The organism is Nocardiopsis dassonvillei (genome assembly GCF_964273065.1).
GTDB classification, from domain to species: domain Bacteria; phylum Actinomycetota; class Actinomycetes; order Streptosporangiales; family Streptosporangiaceae; genus Nocardiopsis; species Nocardiopsis dassonvillei_B.
Window position 1 is genome coordinate 2,762,631 of sequence record NZ_OZ186815.1, and the last position, 17,187, is coordinate 2,779,817.

Annotated in this window: 13 protein-coding genes; 7 read left to right on the forward strand and 6 right to left on the reverse strand. The window is 72.6% G+C overall.

Translation table 11 applies throughout. The annotated features are described in order from the left end of the window. Nucleotides 1–606: 606 nt before the first annotated feature. The 3 genes from ACSUPR_RS12105 (at nt 607) to ACSUPR_RS12115 (ending at nt 2,311) form a co-directional block, all read left to right on the forward strand. A complete protein-coding gene (locus ACSUPR_RS12105) occupies nt 607–870 on the forward strand; it encodes a WhiB family transcriptional regulator (protein ID WP_436891336.1) in 264 nt (87 codons plus the stop codon). 154 nt (nt 871–1,024) lie between these two features. Next, nucleotides 1,025–1,606: a copper resistance protein gene (locus ACSUPR_RS12110; RefSeq protein WP_436891337.1), complete on the forward strand. Its 582-nt coding sequence runs from the start codon at nt 1,025–1,027 to the stop codon at nt 1,604–1,606. 84 nt (nt 1,607–1,690) lie between these two features. Next, nucleotides 1,691–2,311, forward strand: coding sequence for a copper resistance CopC family protein (locus ACSUPR_RS12115; protein ID WP_436891339.1), 621 nt, complete (start codon nt 1,691–1,693; stop codon nt 2,309–2,311). Nucleotides 2,312–2,514: 203 nt separating this feature from the next. On the opposite strand, the gene ACSUPR_RS12120 is transcribed toward ACSUPR_RS12115, so the two are convergent. Further along, on the reverse strand, nt 2,515–3,276 hold the full coding sequence (locus tag ACSUPR_RS12120; RefSeq protein WP_436891341.1) for a PP2C family protein-serine/threonine phosphatase: 762 nt from the start codon (nt 3,274–3,276) through the stop codon (nt 2,515–2,517). A gap of 702 nt (nt 3,277–3,978) precedes the next feature. On the opposite strand from ACSUPR_RS12120, the gene ACSUPR_RS12125 reads away from it, so the two are divergent. Beyond that, nucleotides 3,979–5,253: a glycosyltransferase gene (locus ACSUPR_RS12125; protein ID WP_436891342.1), complete on the forward strand. Its 1,275-nt coding sequence runs from the start codon at nt 3,979–3,981 to the stop codon at nt 5,251–5,253. Nucleotides 5,254–5,389: 136 nt separating this feature from the next. Continuing rightward, nucleotides 5,390–6,352, forward strand: coding sequence for an anti-sigma factor RsbA family regulatory protein (locus ACSUPR_RS12130; protein ID WP_436891343.1), 963 nt, complete (start codon nt 5,390–5,392; stop codon nt 6,350–6,352). A 25-nt stretch (nt 6,353–6,377) separates the two neighbouring features. Here ACSUPR_RS12130 and ACSUPR_RS12135 read toward each other — a convergent pair whose 3' ends face one another. Further along, nucleotides 6,378–6,662, reverse strand: coding sequence for an STAS domain-containing protein (locus ACSUPR_RS12135; protein WP_436891984.1), 285 nt, complete (start codon nt 6,660–6,662; stop codon nt 6,378–6,380). Nucleotides 6,663–6,801: 139 nt separating this feature from the next. After that, nucleotides 6,802–7,602 carry an ANTAR domain-containing response regulator gene (locus ACSUPR_RS12140; RefSeq protein ID WP_436891344.1) on the reverse strand — a complete coding sequence of 267 codons (801 nt, stop codon included), beginning with the start codon at nt 7,600–7,602 and terminating at the stop codon, nt 6,802–6,804. 81 nt (nt 7,603–7,683) lie between these two features. Here ACSUPR_RS12140 and ACSUPR_RS12145 point away from each other — a divergent pair, with 81 nt between their 5' ends. Then, nucleotides 7,684–8,877, forward strand: coding sequence for a histidine kinase (locus ACSUPR_RS12145; RefSeq protein WP_436891346.1), 1,194 nt, complete (start codon nt 7,684–7,686; stop codon nt 8,875–8,877). Nucleotides 8,878–8,909: 32 nt separating this feature from the next. Here the strand turns inward: ACSUPR_RS12145 and ACSUPR_RS12150 are convergent, their stop codons facing one another. Both ACSUPR_RS12150 and ACSUPR_RS12155 read right to left on the reverse strand, forming a co-directional pair. Then, nucleotides 8,910–9,551 (reverse strand): response regulator, encoded by a 642-nt coding sequence (locus tag ACSUPR_RS12150; RefSeq protein WP_436891985.1) that lies wholly within the window; start codon nt 9,549–9,551, stop codon nt 8,910–8,912. Nucleotides 9,552–9,556: 5 nt separating this feature from the next. Continuing rightward, the gene (locus tag ACSUPR_RS12155) at nt 9,557–13,936 is read right to left on the reverse strand and encodes a HAMP domain-containing protein (RefSeq protein ID WP_436891348.1); all 4,380 of its coding nucleotides are present in this window, start codon (nt 13,934–13,936) and stop codon (nt 9,557–9,559) included. A 271-nt stretch (nt 13,937–14,207) separates the two neighbouring features. Here ACSUPR_RS12155 and ACSUPR_RS12160 point away from each other — a divergent pair, with 271 nt between their 5' ends. Next, nucleotides 14,208–16,388: a SpoIIE family protein phosphatase gene (locus ACSUPR_RS12160; RefSeq protein ID WP_436891349.1), complete on the forward strand. Its 2,181-nt coding sequence runs from the start codon at nt 14,208–14,210 to the stop codon at nt 16,386–16,388. 141 nt (nt 16,389–16,529) lie between these two features. Here the strand turns inward: ACSUPR_RS12160 and ACSUPR_RS12165 are convergent, their stop codons facing one another. Further along, entirely contained in the window at nt 16,530–17,135 is a 606-nt protein-coding gene (locus tag ACSUPR_RS12165) for a response regulator (RefSeq protein ID WP_436891351.1), read from the reverse strand. Nucleotides 17,136–17,187 lie beyond the last annotated feature (52 nt).

Sequence of the window (17,187 nt, forward strand, 5' to 3'; positions counted from 1 at the left end):
CATCAGGGGATTCGGTACCGCCTTCGCGGTGGGGCCGCGTGTCGCGGCGGCGGCGGGGCGCCGGGGCCGGAAGAATGCGCCTGATGGGCGTCAGGGTCAAACATAGAGCCTGAACGAGCAATATTAAGCGTGCGTTAAGTCACATCAATTCGGTGGAAACCTCGCGACATAACGTCTTCTGTGCGCCGAATGGGCGACGCCCGAATGTTACGCGCCTGTCACGCGAAGGTCACGACGACTCGCCCGCCCCTCGGGAAAGCGGCTCTGCACAGGGGCTTCACGGTGTCGCCGCATCCCGCCCGCCGGCGGATGCGCGTGACCCGGACCCGGCCGCCGACGGACTCCGCCCACCGCGGGAACCGGCGAAGGTCCCCCGGAAGGAGAAGAAGATCCAGCAAGACCCCGTGTAGTACGACCCGATGTAGTACTACACTTAGTCGCATCGCTTCGCCGCAGTTCCGGTCGGCCGCACACCCCGCGGCCGCCTCGGTCCTCGAAAGAGCCTTCGGAGCCGCGGCACGGCGCGACGACTTCCGCCGACCCGGCCGTGGAGGACACGGCGCGGGCCACCGGCCAGGGACCGACAGCCACGGATCGGAGGCGCCCGTGAACCGCCTGTACCACGAGAGCGAGGACTGGGTCACGCAGGGACGTTGCCGTGCGTACGACCCCGAGATCTTCTTCCCGGTGAGCACCACCGGGATCGGCAGGGCCGACACCGAGCAGGCCCTCGCCGTCTGCCGCAGCTGTACTGTTCGCCAAGAGTGCCTGCGGTGGGCGCTGCGGGCCGGAGAGGCCGACGGGGTCTGGGGTGGCACCACCCCGGAGGAGCGGCGCTACATGCGCCGCGAGCTGGCCCCCGCGGTCTGACACCGGCTCCGGGAAGAAGAACCGCCCCAGGGCGGGCGGGCCCGCGGCGAGCCGCGGGCCCCGAAGACGACGGGCCGCCAGGCGCGCGGGGGATCGCGCCCGGCGGCCCGTCGTGCCCTTGCGGGCGAATCGGACAGGATCTAGGTTTTCTCACGTGCGACCCGCTCACGGCACACTCCGCCTCCTGCGCACGGCCTCGCTGGCCGCTGCGTGCACGGGGCTCGCCTGGGCCGGGCACGGCCTGTGGGCGGCCGAACCCGCGGGCGCGGGCGGCTTCGCCCTGGCGACCGCCTTCCTCACCCCGGTGCTGTGGCGCTTCACCCGTGTCATGCGGGGCTTCGGCGACATCTTCGCCGTCATGGCCCTCGTCCAGGTGGCCCTGCACCTGATCCTCCAGGGCTCGGCCGACCCCGCCCCCGCGGCCTTCGACACCGCCGCGGACCACTCGGGGCACGGGCTGCTCGTGCACGCCTTCGGTCTCGCCCCCGGCATGCTGCTGGCGCACCTGTGGGCCGCGCTGCTGGCCTCGGCCCTGCTGGCGTACGGGGAGGCGGCCCTGTGGTTCCTGGCCGCCCTGCTGTCGCGCGCGCTGCCCCCCGTGCGCGCCCGCGCCCTCCCCCTGCCCCCCTCCCCCGCGGTCGCCGTGCCCGCCGTCGCGGCGGCGCCGGCCGCCCCGGGGCTCTCGGCCCACCCTCCGCGCGGCCCGCCCGCCCCAGCCGCCGCCCGGTTCTCCTGAGGACACGGCCGGCGCGTGAGATGGGGCCGGGGGCCGCGGTGCGGCCGTCCCGGCGCGGAACGAGCCCGAGAGAAGAAGAGAAGAATGACCCGTACCCACACCTCCCCCCTGCGGCGCGCCCTCGTCCCGGCCGCCGTGCTGGCCGCCGCCCTCGTGGCGCTGCCCGCCCCCGCCCTGGCCCACGACGTCCTGACCGGGTCGAACCCGGAGGACGGCGCGACCCTGGACACCGTCCCCGAGGAGGTCGTGCTCTCGTTCAACAACGCCCCGATGGAGGGCGGTTCGGGCAGCGCGGTCGTCGTCACCGGCCCGGACGGGGAGACCACCTACGAGGACGGTGAGCCGGAGTTCGACGGCCTCGACGTGTCCGTGGGCCTGGTGCCGCTGGACCAGGCGGGCGAGTACACGATCGGGTTCCGGGTGGTGTCCTCCGACGGCCACCCGATCCAGGACTCGCTGACGTTCACGGTGACCGAGGAGGCCGTGGCGGCCGCCGCGCCGGAGGAGTCCCCGGAGCCCGAGGAGGCCGCCGAGGAGCCCGCCGAGGAGGAGTCCCCCGCCGGGGTCGAGGCATCCGAGGCCGCGGCCGAGGAGGAGTCCTCCCTGCCGGTGGGCCTCATCGTCATCGCGGCGGTGGGCGTGGTCGCGGTCGCCGCCGTCGTGGTGGTCGCCCTGCGCCTGCGCAGGGGTTCCGCTTCCGAGTAGGGGTCGTACGCGAACGTCCGAAGGGCCCGTGCACCGGATCGGTGCGCGGGCCCTTCGGACGTTGCGGGACAGGGGTGGCCGGCGACCGGGCGGTCCCGGTCGGAGGCCGTCCGTGTCCGGGGGTCTCCGCGGCCGGAGGCCGTTCGTCGAGGGTGGCGGTGGGCGGTGGGCGACGGGTGGATGGCGGGTGAGGGGCGGCGGGATCAGACGCGGCGGGCGAGCAGGATGCTGATGTTGTCCTTGCCGCCGGCCTCCATGGCGGCCTGCCACAGGGCGTGGACGGCGGCTTCGTCACTGCCCGCCTCGGCGATCATCCGCTCCATCTCCTCGGGCAGCACCAGGTCGGACAGGCCGTCGCTGCACATCAGCCAGGCGCTGGGGGCGGCGGAGTCGTCGCGGCCCACGTGCGGGACCATGCTGCCGCCGGAACTGCCGCCCAGGGACTGGGTGATGAAGTTGGTGGTGACGGGGCGGCCGTCCTCGGAGGGGGGCAGCGCCGGGGAGTCGTCCTCGGACAGCTGCACCAGGCGGCGCCCATCCAGGCGGTAGGTGCGGGAGTCGCCGACGTTGAACCAGAAGTTGCCGTCGTTGTTGAGCAGTACGCCCGCGACCGTGGTCCCCATCCCGGCGAACTCGGTGTGCTGGAGGGCGTGGTCCTTGATCTCCTCGTCGATGTTGCTCAGCAGCTGGGCGATCTCGTCCGGACCTCCCAGCCTCGGTCCCATCTCCGCCATGCGGTGCACGGCGTGCTCGGAGGCGATCTCCCCGGCTGCCTGGCCGCCGATGCCGTCGGCGACCGCCAGGATGACGGGCTCGCCCACCGGCAGCACGCAGCGGACCGGAGAGGTCATGTTCGCACTGGCGACGGTCAGGGCTCCCATGACGATGGCGTCCTCGTTGGCGGGACGGATAGCGCCCCGGTGCGTGAGGGCCGTGACGATGACTTCCCCACCAGCGACACCCATACGCCCTTCCTCCCGTTTCGTCGGCCGTGGCCGCTGCCCGGCATGTGCCGGACCCTTGGTCGAATCCCGTTCAACGTCTGGATTCTGCAACCGTACCGAGCCACTGCCGGGGTAGGTCAAAATCCGGGTACATCATGACGGAAAACACCCGGATACGCAGTTCCCGCACGGGATTCGAGTGCCGAAAGCGCTGCCCGGAGTACGTGTTGCTCCGCATTGACAGTAGCGGCCGTGGCGGGTGTCCGGCAGGGTCCCCCGCACCCCGCTTTCCGGGCGGTCCCGAACAACCGGATCATGGCGTCCGCCAACGGACGAAAACCTTCCTCCTGTTGTCCGACACGCCGAGGTATGGCACAATGGCCGCGTTGGGTGTCTAAGACGCAGACACACACGACCACTACCGTGCATCCACTCCCGATTACGCACGGTGGCGAACGGTATCCCTTCGAACAGGTCGTCTGGTGTGGTTCCCGTGCGTCTGCCCTCCTCCTCCCTTTTTCTTTCCTCTCCCTGCAACGGGCGTGTCCTGCCCGTGCCCCGGGCCGCCGAGCGTCCACCGCCGAGCGCCCTCCTCCGGTGTGCGCGCCGACGGTGAGCCGACCGCCCTGCAGAACCATCCGCCCCACCCGGGGGACTCCGACCCCGCTCCGGAGTCCCCGGGAACCTCGACGGGCACCCGCTCGTGTCCTAGGAGTTCAGACCGTGAAGATCGCGATGATCGCAGAACACGCCAACCCCCTTCCCGCCCACCGGGGCGAGCCGGCCTGCCCCGCGAGCCTGCACCTGTGCGCCCTGTCCCGGCAGTTGGCCAAGCTCGGCCACAAGGTCTCCGTCTACGTCCGCCGCAGCGATCCGGACCAGCCCGAGGGCCGCACCCGCATGGCGCGCGGCGTCTCCGTGGTCCACCTCGACGCGGGCCCGGCCCGGCCTCTGGACGAGCAGGAGCACGCGGAGCACACCGGCGCCTTCGGGACGGCTCTGGCCGCCGTCCTCGACGAGGACCGGCCCGACGTCCTGCACGCCGTCGGCTGGACCAGCGGACTGGCCGCCCTGCACGCACAGGCGCACAGCGAGCGCGACCAGAGCTCGATCCCGCTGGTGCAGACCTTCCACTCCCTCAACGCCGGCGAGCAGCGCTCCGGGCTGGACAGCGACCCCCAGCGCGCCCGTATGGAGTCCATCCTGGCGTCCCGCGCCGACCGGGTCCTGGTCGGCTCCACCGACCAGCAGAACGAGCTGGCCCGCCTGGGCGTGCCCCGGCACCACGTGAGCGTCGTGCCGTTCGGCGTGGACACCGAGCACTTCACCGTGGAGGGCGGCACCTCCTCCGACCACTGGCGCTCCTCGCGCGGCGAGCGCCCCCGCCTGGTCGCGGTCACCTCGCTGGACGGCACCGGCGGCGCCGACCGCCTCGTGGACTCCCTGCTGCGGATGCCCGAGGCCGAGCTGCTGCTGGTCTCCACCTCCGCGCACACCAACGTCCCCCTCGACGACGACGCGCGTCGGCTCGAGATCCGGGCCAAGGAGGCGGGGGTCGACGACCGCCTCCACCTGGTCGGCCCGGTGGAGCGCAAGGAACTCCCCCGCCTGCTGCGCTCGGCCGACGTGTACGTGTCCGCCGCCTCCTACGACCCCTACGGCGGGGCCGTGCTGGAGGCCATGGCGTGCGGCCTGCCCGTGGTGGCCACCGCGACCGGTGCCGTCCCCGGAGCGGTCCTGCACCGCACCAGCGGCGTGCTGATGCGGTTCGGCCACCCCGACGAGGTCGCCCGGGCCGTGCGCTCGGTGCTCGGAACACCCACCATGAGCACCGCGTACGGCATCGCCGCGGTGGACCGTGCCCGCTCTCGGTTCACCTGGCAGAGGATCGCGGTCGAGACCGAGATCGCCTATGACCGCGCCCGGCCCCGTCCCGCCGAGCGCGACGACCTCGGCGGGGAGACGGACGGCCTGGTGCTGTCCGGAGCCGTGCGCTGATCGTCGTGGCCCTCCTCGCTCCGCGTCCGCGTTATCGGCCCCCCGGTGTCGCCACCGGGGGGCCGGAGCGGGTACACCTCGGACGGCGGTCCCCGCTCCCGGGGGCCGTGACCCCCGACCCGTCGACCACGGACCCATGACCTTCCAACACCAGGGCCTGCTCTTCCGCCGCGACCGGTGGCTCGGCGAGGCGGTGGCCGAGATGCTGCGCTCCGCGGCGGAGGCCCGCACCGTCCTCGCGGTCTCCGACGCGCGCGTCGAGGGGCTGCTGTCCGCGCTGCCGGAGGACGCCGGGTCGCGCGTGCACACCATGGACCGGGCCCGCCTGTACGCCTCCCCCGGGCGTGCCCTGGCGGCGCTGCACCGGCTGGCGTCGGAGCACCCGGGCGGCGTGCTCGTCATCGCCGAGCCCCCGGCCGTCCGGGGGGCCCTGGAGACGCGCGAGTGGCGGCGCTGGGAGTCGGTGCTGTGCACGGCCCTGGCGCCCGTCAGGATGCGCCTGGTGTGCGCGCACGACGAGCGCGCGCTGTCCCCCCGGGACCGGGCCGCGGTGCTCGCCACGCACCCGGTGCTCATCGGGGCCGACGGCCCCTACCCGAACCCGTCCTACCAGGGCACCGCGGCGTTCGGGTCCCGGCCGCGCGCCCCCGAGCCGCTGCCGGTGCACGGAACCGTCCACCGGCTGGAGATCGGCCCGTCGCTGCCGCGGCTGCGCCGGGAGCTGACCGCCCTGGGCCGGGCCGAGGGCATGGACGCGGACCAGGTGGAGCGCCTGGTGACGGCGGTCAACGAACTGGCCGCGAACGTGCTGGAGCACGGCGCCGGCAAGGGCGGGGTGCGGGTCTGGCGGTCCTGGGACCGCTGGGTGTGCGACGTCTCCGACGAACGCGGGGGACCGGTCGACCCGCTGACCGGGTACCGCCCCTCCGACGGGCTGCGTCCCCGGGGCTACGGGCTGTGGATCACCCGGCAGATCTGCGACTACCTGGAGATCACCGGCGGCGACAGGGGGGCCTCGGTGCGCCTGCACTTCCTGGACCACCGCGCGGAGGAGCTCCCGCTCTCCCGGGAGGAGGGCTGCGCGGAAGGCGTCCGCTGAAGGCGGTGGCGGGGAGCGGGCGGGCTCAGTCCCGCAGGCCCTCGACGGCCCGGCCCACGGTCTCGACGATCGGTATGACCTGGTCGATCCCGGCGATCATGAACAGCCGCATCACCTGGCGCTGCGGCTCGGCGACCACCAGGCCCACCCCCAGGTCGCGGGCCTGCCGGTAGGAGGCGACCAGGACGCCGATGCACCGCGAGTCGCAGAAGCCGACCTTGGTGAGGTCGACGACCACGCCGTGCGGCGGTTCCGGCGACAGGATCCCGTCCAGCGCCTCGGCGAGGGCCGGCGAGGTCACCGCGTCCATCTCTCCCACGGGGGTCACGACCACGATCCCGTCCTCACGACGGATCGAGATGTCTGATGACGCCACGCTCGCCACTCCTTGCCGCCGTCGGATCGGCCGGTCAGCGCACCCGGCCCCTGCCCATCATCGCGCCTTTCGATCACGCTCGGGACTCATCCCCGGGCACGCCCCTCCCCTGCGGGCCCTCCTGGGGGCCGCCGCGCACGCCCGTGTTCTCGGCGACGAGGTCGCGGGCGACGTCCACGACCCGCTTGCGGTTGCGCTGGGCGACCTCGCGCAGCGCCGCGAAAGCGGCGTCGGCATCGCAGCCGCGGGCGTGCATGATGATGCCTTTGGCCTGGTCGATGACGGTGCGCGCGGACATGGCACGGCGCATGTGCGCGGTCTGGCGGGCCTCGTCGGTGCGCCGCCCGACGTTGACCAGCGACGCCGCCGCGTGTTCGGCCAGCAGCGCGGTCAGCGGGGCGACCACACCCTCGTCGAAGGCGTCCGGCCGCACGGAATGCACCCCGAACGTGACCACCCGGTCCCCCTCGGCGCCGTCGCCGGGCAGCGGGCTGGGCAGGGTGAGGGAGGAGCGGTCCCCGCACTGCACCGCCATGCTGGTGTAGCGCGGCCAGCGGTGGGACTCGCGCAGCACGTCGCCCACCCGGACCTGGCGCATCTCGCGCACCGCCTCCACCGCCGGCCCCTGGTCGGTCGTGTACTGGTGCTCGAACGCCGCGGCCAGGTCGGCGTGGGACGCGCCGTAGTCGGCGACCACGTGGCGGACCGACCCGTCGGGGCCGACCACCTCGCGCCACACCACCACGAGCGCCGCCGAGCAGCCCGGGACGCCCAGCGCGGCGGCCCGGCCCATCTGGTCCAGGGCGCGTTCCAGGGTGGTGCCCTCGCTGTGCCCCAGCGCGCCGATGTCGCGGGCCAGGCGCTCGATCCACACGATCCGGCCTCCTAGGTTCCTCCAGACCACGGTAGCCCCGTGCCGTCATGGCGGGACACATCCGTTAGCGTCGGGAAGGTCATGGCCGACCGCGACGACAGGGGGTCCCGCGTGCACCTGGCGGAGCTGCAACGAGAGATCACCGCTCTGGGCGAACGCATCGCGGCCCTGCGCGACACCCACACCATGTACCCGGACGACGCGCAGAGCACGGCCGAGGCCGCGCTCGCCGAGCTGGAGTACGCCGAGCGCCTGCTCGGCGAGGCCGGCGCGCAGCTGGCGCAGGCGCACGCCGACCCGCCCGAGCAGCGCCGCCAGGGCGACGACGGCGACCGTGTGCTGCTGCGGGCCATGTTCACCGAGCTGAGCGTGCCGGTGGTGCTGCTCGACCACGAGGGGTACATCCGGCGGATCAACAACGCCGGGGCGGCCCGGCTGGGCAGCGGTCCCGGGTACCTGACCGGCAAGCCGTTCGTGCACTTCGTGGACCTGCGGCGGCGGGCGGCGATGCGGTCGTGGCTGGCGGCGGTGGTGCGCGGGGACGGCGACGCCGACCTGGAGTCCCGGCTGGCCCAGCGGGGGTGGGCCGAGGACGTGCACCTGACCCTGACCCGGCTGGACCTGCCCACGGAGCCGAACCCGCTGGTGCTGGTGGCGATGTCGCCGCCGATGAACGGCGGCGAGGAGGAGGGGCCCGCCCCGCTGGAGACGGAGGTGGAGGACCAGGTGGTGGTGCTGGCCGCCCGGCGGCTGGACGTGCTCACCCGGATGACCAGGCTGCTGCTGCGCTCGGCGGGGCCGGGCGGGGCCGGTAGGCCCCTGGCCCTGGCGGACGCCGCCGAGCTGCTCGCCGACTCCTACGCCGACTGGGTGATCGTGGACGTGTGCGATCTGCCCGAGGACCCGCGGGCGGTGCGCCGTGCGGTGGTGGCCGGCCCGCCCGACGCCACCGACGAGCAGCGCGGGGAGGTCTCCGGGGCCGCACCGGAGGACGCCGACATCCCCGGTGAGGTGCTGGGCCGGGGGCAGTCGCTGCTGTTCCCCCTCATCGAGGAGGAGGGCGTGCTGGGCCGCGCCTCCTCGGGGGCGCCGCTGCTGTCGGTGCTCGGCGCCGGGTCGCTGCTGTCGGTACCGCTGCGCGGCAGCCGCGGCGTGCGCGGGGCGCTCACCCTGATCCGGCGCAGCAACAGGGGCAGTTTCCGCCTCGCCGACCTGGGCCTCATCGAGGAGGTCGGCGAGCACATCGGCCTGGCCCTGCCGCCCCGCCCGAGCTGATCCCGACCGGGCCCGGCGGGCGCCGGGCCCGGTCAGTCCTCGGGTCCGTGGAGGGTGTCGATGAGGGTGGACAGGCGGGAGAACGCGCGGTCCACCCGCCGCACCCCGTCCACCAGCGGCTGGTCGCTGTCCTGGTAGGCGTCGACGATGTGGCGGCGCAGCTCCTCCAGTTCCTCCTGCACGTGCCCGGAGCGCTGGGCGAGCTGGTCGGCCAGGACCTTGCCCGGCTCCCCGGTCTCCTGGCCCAGGTCGCGCTGGAGGGTGCGGGCCTGCTCCCGCATCTGCGCCTTGAGCTGGTGCAGCTCGACGAACACCTCGACCTTGGAGCGCAGCACCCAGGGGTCGAACGGCTTGAGCAGGAAGTCGACCGCGCGCGAGGCGTAGCCGCGGAAGACCTGGTGCCGGTCGATCTCCTGGGCGGTCAGGAAGATGATCGGCACGTCCTTGGTCTTCTCGCGCTGCTTGATGTGCGCGGCCGTCTCGAAGCCGTCCATCCCCGGCATGACCACGTCCAGCAGGATGACCGCGAAGTCCGTTCCCAGAAGGTGTTTGAGCGCCTCCTCGCCGGAACTGGCGCGGACCAGGTTCTGGTCCAGGGACGTGAGGGCCGCCTCCAGCGCGATGAGGTTCTCGTCGCGGTCGTCCACGAGGAGGATGTTGGCCTTCTGGGTCACGGCGGTCACTCCAGGTCTTCGGTCGGGTCGTCGTTGCCGGTGTTCCCCTTGGGGCCGGTGTCATCCCCGAGACTGCTGCGGGTGCTGTCTCCTTCCGCGCCATTGTGCCCGTTCCGGGGCCGGGCCGCGGCACCCGGGTCGGTCGCGGAGCCGGGTGCGTTGGAGGCCGGATCCACGGTCAGCCAGTGCCTCATGACGTCCAGCAGGTGGTCGAGGTCGACCGGCTTGGTGACGTAGTCGGTGGCGCCCGCCGCCAGGCTGCGCTCGCGGTCGCCCTGCATGGCCTTGGCCGTCAGCGAGACGATCGGCAGGTCCGCGAACTGGGGCATCTGGCGGATGCGCTCCGTCGTCTGGTTGCCGTCCAGGTCGGGCATCATCACGTCCATGAGGACGAGGGAGATGTCCTCGTTGGCCTCCAGCTTGGCGATGCCCTCGTGCCCGTTGTCCGCGTACAGGACCTCCAGGCCCTGGGCCTCCAGGGCGCTGGTGAGCGCGAACACGTTGCGCACGTCGTCGTCGACGATGAGGACCCGGCGGCCGGCCAGCACTGCCCGGCGCTCGGGGTCGGTGCGGGCCTCGCCCTGCCGCTCCGGCTCGGGCTCGCCGGCGGCCGCCACCTCCGCGGCGGGCTCGGGCGCCCGCAGGACGGGGACGGCGGGCAGCGGCTCGGTCCCCGGGTCGGTCAGCGCCGCCACCGCCGCGTCGAACTCCTCCGGGGGCATCCCGAGGTCGTCGTCGCGGCCGGACTCCAGGGCGGGCACCGAGTCCAGTCCGGTGTCCTCCCCGGCCCGCTCGGCGGCGTCCTCGGGCAGCCGCACCGGCAGCAGCAGGGTGAAGGTCGACCCCTGGTTGGGGACGCTCTGCACCCGGATCTCACCGCCGAGCAGGCGGGCGAAGTTGCGGCTGATGGACAGCCCCAGGCCGGTTCCGCCGAACCTGCGGGAGGTGCCGCCGTCGCCCTGGTGGAACGCCTCGAAGATCACCTGGAGCTTGTCCTCGGCGATCCCGATGCCGGTGTCGGCGACGGTGAAGGCGATGATCTCCTCGTTCTCGACGAACATCTCCAGGTCGGCGTCGTCCAGTGCCCACGCGGGTTCGATGAGCAGCCGCACCTCCCCCTGCGGGGTGAACTTGACGGCGTTGGACAGCAGGTTGCGCAGGATCTGCTGGAGCCGCTGCTCGTCGGTCCACAGGCTGTCGGGGATGTCCGGGGAGACGTCCACCGAGAACGCCAGCCCCTGGTCGCTGGTGACCGGCCGGAACGTCGCCTCCACGTAGTCGACGAGCTGGTCGATGGAGACCGCGCTGGGCGAGACCTCGGCCCGGCCCGCCTCGACCTTGGACAGGTCGAGGATCTCGTCGATGAGCAGCAGCAGGTCGCTGCCCGCCTTGTGGATGGTCTGGGCGAACTCCACCTGCTTGGGGGTGAGGTTCTGCTCGGCGTTGTCGGCCAGCAGCCGGGCCAGGATGAGCAGGCTGTTGAGCGGCGTGCGCAGCTCGTGCGACATGTTCGCCAGGAACTCCGACTTGTACTTGGAGGAGACCTGGAGCTGGTGGGCGCGCTCCTCCAGGGCGTTGCGGGAGCGCTGGATCTGCTGGTTCTGGAGCTCGATGGCCCGGTTCTGGTTGGCGAGCTGGGTGGCCTTTTGGCGCAGCTCGGCGTTCTTGTTGCGCAGCTCCTCCTGCTGGCGCTGGAGCTCGTTGGAGCGCTCGCGCAGCTGGTTGGTGAGCTGCTGGGACTGCTCCAGCAGGTCCTCGGTGCGCTTGTTGGCCAGGATCGTGTTGATCGTGGTGCCCAGCAGGGCGACCAGCTGGCGCAGGAAGTTCTTGTGGATCTCGTGGAACTCGTCGTAGGAGGCGAACTCCAGGACGCCCAGGGCCCGCTCCTCCGAGAGGATGGGCAGGATGTACAGGTGGCGCGGCTGGGCGCCGCCCAGGGCCGAGGAGATGTCGATGTACCCCTCGGGGAGGTTGCCGACCTGGAGCTCGGTCTGCTGGGCCAGGGCCTCCCCTGCCAGGCCGATGCCCTTGCGGATGCGGCGGCGGCCCTCGGTGGGGTCGAAGCCGAACCCGGCGTAGAACAGGAACGCCTCGTCGTCGTCCTTGTCCTCGGGCAGGTAGCAGGCGCCGTGCTGGGCCCCCATCAGCGGAGTCACCTCGGTCATGATGAGGCGGGCCAGCTCGTGCAGGTCGCGGTGCCCCTGGATGTGCCCGGAGATGCGGGCCAGGTTGGACTTGAGCCAGTCGGCGTCGCGCTGGGTGGCGGTGGTCTCGCGCAGGTTGGACACCATCAGGTTGATGTTGTCCTTGAGCTGCTCCATCTCACCGCGGGCGTCGACCTGGATGTTGCGGGTCAGGTCGCCCTTGGCGACGGCGTTGGCGACCTCGGCGATGGCCCGCACCTGCGTGGTGAGGTTCCCCGCCAGGCCGTTGACGCTGTCGGTGAGCTGCTTCCAGGTGCCCGAGACGCCCTCGACCTTGGCCTGGCCGCCCAGCTGGCCCTGGCTGCCCACCTCGTGGGCCACGCGGGTGACCTCGGTGGCGAACGCCGACAGCTGGTCCACCATCGTGTTGACCGTCGTCTTCACCTCGAGGATCTCGCCCTGGGCGTTGACGTCGATCTTCTTGGTGAGGTCGCCCGCCGCGACCGCGGTGGTGACCTCGGAGATGTTGCGCACCTGGGTGGTGAGGTTGTGCGACATCGAGTTGACGTTCTCGGTGAGGTCCTTCCACATGCCCGAGACGCCCTTGACGTCGGCGCGGCCGCCCAGCTTGCCCTCGGTGCCCACCTCGCGGGCCACCCGGGTCACCTCGTCGGCGAACGCCGAGAGCTGGTCGACCATCACGTTGATGGTCTCCTTGAGCTCCAGGATCTCGCCCTTGGCGTTGACCGTGACCTTCTTGGTGAGGTCGCCGGCCGCGACGGCGCGGGTGACCATGGAGATCTGCCGCACCTGGTAGGTGAGGTTGTTGGCCATGGAGTTGACGTTGTCGGTCAGGTCCTTCCAGACCCCGGACACGTCGCGGACGTGGGCCTGGCCGGCCAGCTTGCCCTCGGTGCCCACCTCGCGGGCCACCCGGGTCACCTCGTCGGCGAACGCGGACAGCTGGTCCACCATCTTGTTGATGGTGTCCTTCAGCTCCAGCATCTCGCCCTGGGCGTCCACGGTGATCTTCTTGGTGAGGTCGCCGGCGGCCACCGCCGTCGTCACCTGCGAGATGTTGCGGACCTGGTAGGTGAGGCTGTTGGCCATGGAGTTGACGTTGTCGGTCAGGTCCTTCCAGATGCCCGAGACGCCCTTGACGTTGGCCCGGCCGCCCAGCTTGCCCTCGCTGCCGACCTCGCGGGCCACGCGGGTCACCTCGTCGGCGAAGGAGTCGAGCTGGTCGACCATGGTGTTCACGGTGTTCTTCAGGGCGAGCATCTCGCCCTGGACGTCCACCTGGACCTTCTGGGTGAGGTCGCCGCGGGCCACCGACGTCGTCACCTGTGAGATGTCGCGCACCTGGTTGGTGAGGTTGTCCGCCATGGAGTTGACGTTGTCGGTGAGGTCCTTCCAGATGCCCTGGACCCCGCGCACGTTGGCGCGGCCGCCCAGCTTGCCCTCGGTGCCCACCTCGCGGGCCACCCGGGTCACCTCGTCACCGAACGTGGAGAGCTGGTCCACCATCGTGTTGACGGTGTCCTTGAGCTCCAGCATCTCGCCCTGGACGTCGATGGTGATCTTCTTGCTCAGGTCTCCTCGGGCCACCGCGGTGGTGACCTCGGAGATGTCGCGCACCTGCACGGTGAGGCGGGAGGCCATCTGGTTGACCGCCTCGGTGACCTCGCGCCAGGCGCCGGAGACGCCCTCGACGCGGGCGCTGCCGCCCAGCTTGCCCTCGGTGCCCACCTCGCGGGCCACCCGGGTGACCTCCTGGGTGAAGCCGCTCATCTGGTCGGACATCCGGTTCACCGTGGTGGCCAGCCGCAGCAGGTCGCCCTTGAGCTCGCCCCGCCTGCCCTGGGTGGAGGCCCGCACGGTCAGCTGGCCCTCGGCGACCGCGTCCAGGACGCGGGCGACGTCGGTGACCGGCTCGGCCACCTCGTCCAGGAGGGTGTTGAGCGCGGTGGCGCTCTCCGCCCACGCGCCCCGGGAGGGGTTGACGTTGATGCGCTCGTTGAGCCGGCCCTCGTTGCGGACGACGCCGCCGATCCGCTTGAGCTCGCTGCTGAGCTGTTCGCTGTGGTCGACGACCTCGTTGAACACCGAGGCGATCTCCCTGATGGTGCCACTGCCGCGTTTGCGCAGGCGCACGCTGAAGTCCCCGTCGCGCATCCGGTAGAGCGCGCGCAGGATCTCGTCGAGCTGGTCGTCGGCCACTGCACCGACCGCCTCGGGCATCGAACCCCTCCTCCGTGGCCGTGACACCGGCCACCACCGGGCTGTGAGCGGACGTATCGACTTACACTAACCGCCCGCGCCGACCCGCACAGGAGGGTTCGGCATGTCGACCGCTTCCCGGGACGTGCCCCGCCATAGAGCCATACGGACCGGCTCGGGTGGCCGGGTCCGCGTATCGTGTCAGTGTCCACCCCTCTCTCGATCTCCCGAGTCCGTATCCAGCGCGGAACCCAGTGATGAAGGACCCGACGGTTTGCCGGCACATGACACCTTGAAGGTCGCTCGACGAGAGTTCCCGCCCGCGGCCGAGACCGCGGCGGCGGCCCGCGAGTTCGTCCACGACACCCTGCTGTCCTGGGGGGTGCCAGACCCGTTCGACGACGTGATCCTGCTGGTCAGCGAACTGGTCACCAACGCGGTCATCCATGCCAGATCGGCCCTGGAGGTGACGGTGCGCCGTCTGGAGGGCGCCGTCGAGGTCATGGTGACCGACGCCGCCCCCGAGCGCGCGGTGCCCCAGGCCGGGCCCCTGGCCGTGGACACCTCCCCCTCCCGGAGCGAGGAGCGCAGCGGCGGGCTGGGGCTGGCGCTGGCCTCGGCCATCGCGTCCAGCTGGGGGGTGAGCTACGGGCGCGCCGACAAGGCGGTGTGGTTCCGCATCGACGACGCGGGCGACGGGGTGTCGTCCCTGGAGGCCCCGGCGGCTCCGCGCCGCTCCCCCGGCCGGCCCGCCCGGCCCGCGCCGTGGTCGGCGCTGGACTCCGCGCTGGGCTCGCGGCTGAGCCTGCCCCAGCTGCTGGAGCGGACGGTGGAGTACGCCGCGACGGCGCTGGGCGGGGACGCCGCCTACATCGCGCTGGCCACCTCCGACGAGACCATGTGGGAGGTGCGCGCCGCGGTGGGGCTCACCTCCGGGGGCGCGCCGTGGCGGCCGCTGCGCATCCGCACCGAGGAGGCGTTCCCGTCGGCGGCGCCCGAGCCGGGGGCGGTGATCAACGACGACCTGATGATCGCGCGCGCCCACCGGGGGCGCCTGTCGCGGGCCGGGATGCGGTCGCTGGTGACCGCGCCGCTCATCGTGGACGGCCGGGTCACCGGCCTGCTCGGCGTGGCCTCGCGGCGGGCGCGGCACTTCGCCGCGGCGGCGGCCAAGCGGCTCCAGGAGGGCGCGGACCTGATCGCGCTGCCCGTGGAGCGGTCCCGGCTGGCCGAGGTGGAGCTCAACCGGCGGGCCTCGCTCAGCTTCCTGGCCGAGGCCAGCGACCTGCTCGCGGGCACGCTGGACGAGCGGATGACGGGGGCGCTGGCCGCTCAGCTGATCACGTCCCGGCTGGGCCGCTGGTGCGCCATCCACACCATCAACGAGCTGGGCGTGCCGCGGCTGACGCACGTCATGCACGGCAACGAGAACTACAACGACGTGCTGCGCGAGCTGCTGTCCGGGGAGCCGCCGCGCGAGCAGCGCGACCCGCAGCCCCTGTGGGGCCCGGCCGACCTGGGCGGCGCGGACGGCGGGGAGATCGACGACGGGCTGGTGCGCGAGCTGGTGCGCGGTCCCGCGATCAGCATTCCGCTGGTGGCGCACGGGCGTGAGCTGGGCCGGATGAGCATCGGCAAGAACGAGTCGGAGGACTTCACCCGCGAGGAGGTGGACGTCGCCGACGACCTGAGCCGCCGGGTGGCGTCCGCGATGGAGAACGCCCGCCTGCACGAGCGGCAGGCCTCCATGAGCGTGGCCCTGCAGCGCAGCCTGCTGCCCGCCAAGGAGAAGGAGCCGACGATCCCGCACGTGGACCACGCGGTGTTCTACCGTCCGGCGGACGAGAAGAACGTGGTCGGCGGCGACTTCTACGACGTGTTCGCGGCCAGCGGCCGGTGGTGCTTCGCCATCGGCGACGTGTGCGGGACCGGCCCGGAGGCGGCGGCGGTGACCGGCCTGGCCCGGCACACGCTGCGCGCGCTGGCCAAGGAGGGGTTCACCCCCTCGCACATCATGCAGCGGCTGAACATGGCGATCCTGGACGAGAACACCTCGACCCGGTTCCTGACGATGCTGTACGGGGAGATGACCCCGGCAACGGACGGCGGGGGCGGGATGCGGGTGCGCATGGTGTGCGCCGGCCACCCGCTGCCGCTGCGGCTGGACCCCAAGGGGGAGGTGGAGCAGTTCGGCACCTCGCAGCCGCTGCTGGGGGCGTTCGAGGACGTCGGGTTCACCACCGAGAACGTGGACATCCGCCCGGGCGAGGTGGTGCTGGCGGTCACCGACGGGGTGACGGAGCGGCGCAGCAACTCCGACATGCTCGGGGACACGGGGCTGGAGCGGATCTTCTCCGGCTGCTCGGGGCTGTCGGCCCAGGCGGTGATCAGCCGTATCGACCGGGAGCTGGAGGAGTACGCGCCCGGCGGCCACACGGACGACACCGCCATGCTGGTGCTGCGCTTCCTGTGACCCGCAGGGCCCGCAGGGCCCGGGGAGGCCGGGGCCCTGTAGGCCGCCCGGAGGTGTGCCGGGGCACCGGGCTTCCGTCGGCGGGGGCCTGCGGCCGCCGTGCCGGCCGGGGCCGTCGCGTTCCCCGGGCGGGCCGCGGGATCAGAGCCAGCCCATGTCCTGGGCGGTGCGGATGGCGGCCATCCGGTTGTCGGCGCCGACCTTGCCGATGGCGTTGGACAGGTAGTTGCGGACGGTGCCCTCGCTGAGGTGGAGGGCGGCCGCGATGCGGGCGACGGTGGCGCCGTCCGCGGCGGCGCGCAGGACCTCGGTCTCGCGTTCGGTGAGGGGGCTCTCGCCGCCGACCATGGCGGCGGCGGCCAGGTCGGTGTCGATGTAGCGCCCGCCCCCGTGGACCCTGCGGATCGCCCCGGCGAGCTGGTTGACGGGCGCGTCCTTGGCGAGGAATCCGCGGGCGCCCGCGGAGAGGGCGCGGCGCAGGTAGCCGGGGCGGCCGAAGCTGGTGAGGATGACGACCCCGCAGGCGGGGGCCGCCTCCTTGAGGCGGGCGGCGACCTCCAGGCCGGTGGCGCCGGGCATCTCGATGTCCAGGACGGCGACGTCGGCGGTGTGCTCGCGGACCGCGTCGGCGACGAGGTCGCCCCGGCCGACCTCCGCGACGACCTCCAGGTCGTCCTCCAGGCTCAGGAGCGCGGCGATCGCCCCCCTGACCAGGTGCTCGTCATCTGCCAGCACGATCTTGATCAAGGTCGGCCCTTCGGTCTGTGTCGGTTCGGTCGCGGCGCGGTAGTGTTCCGGA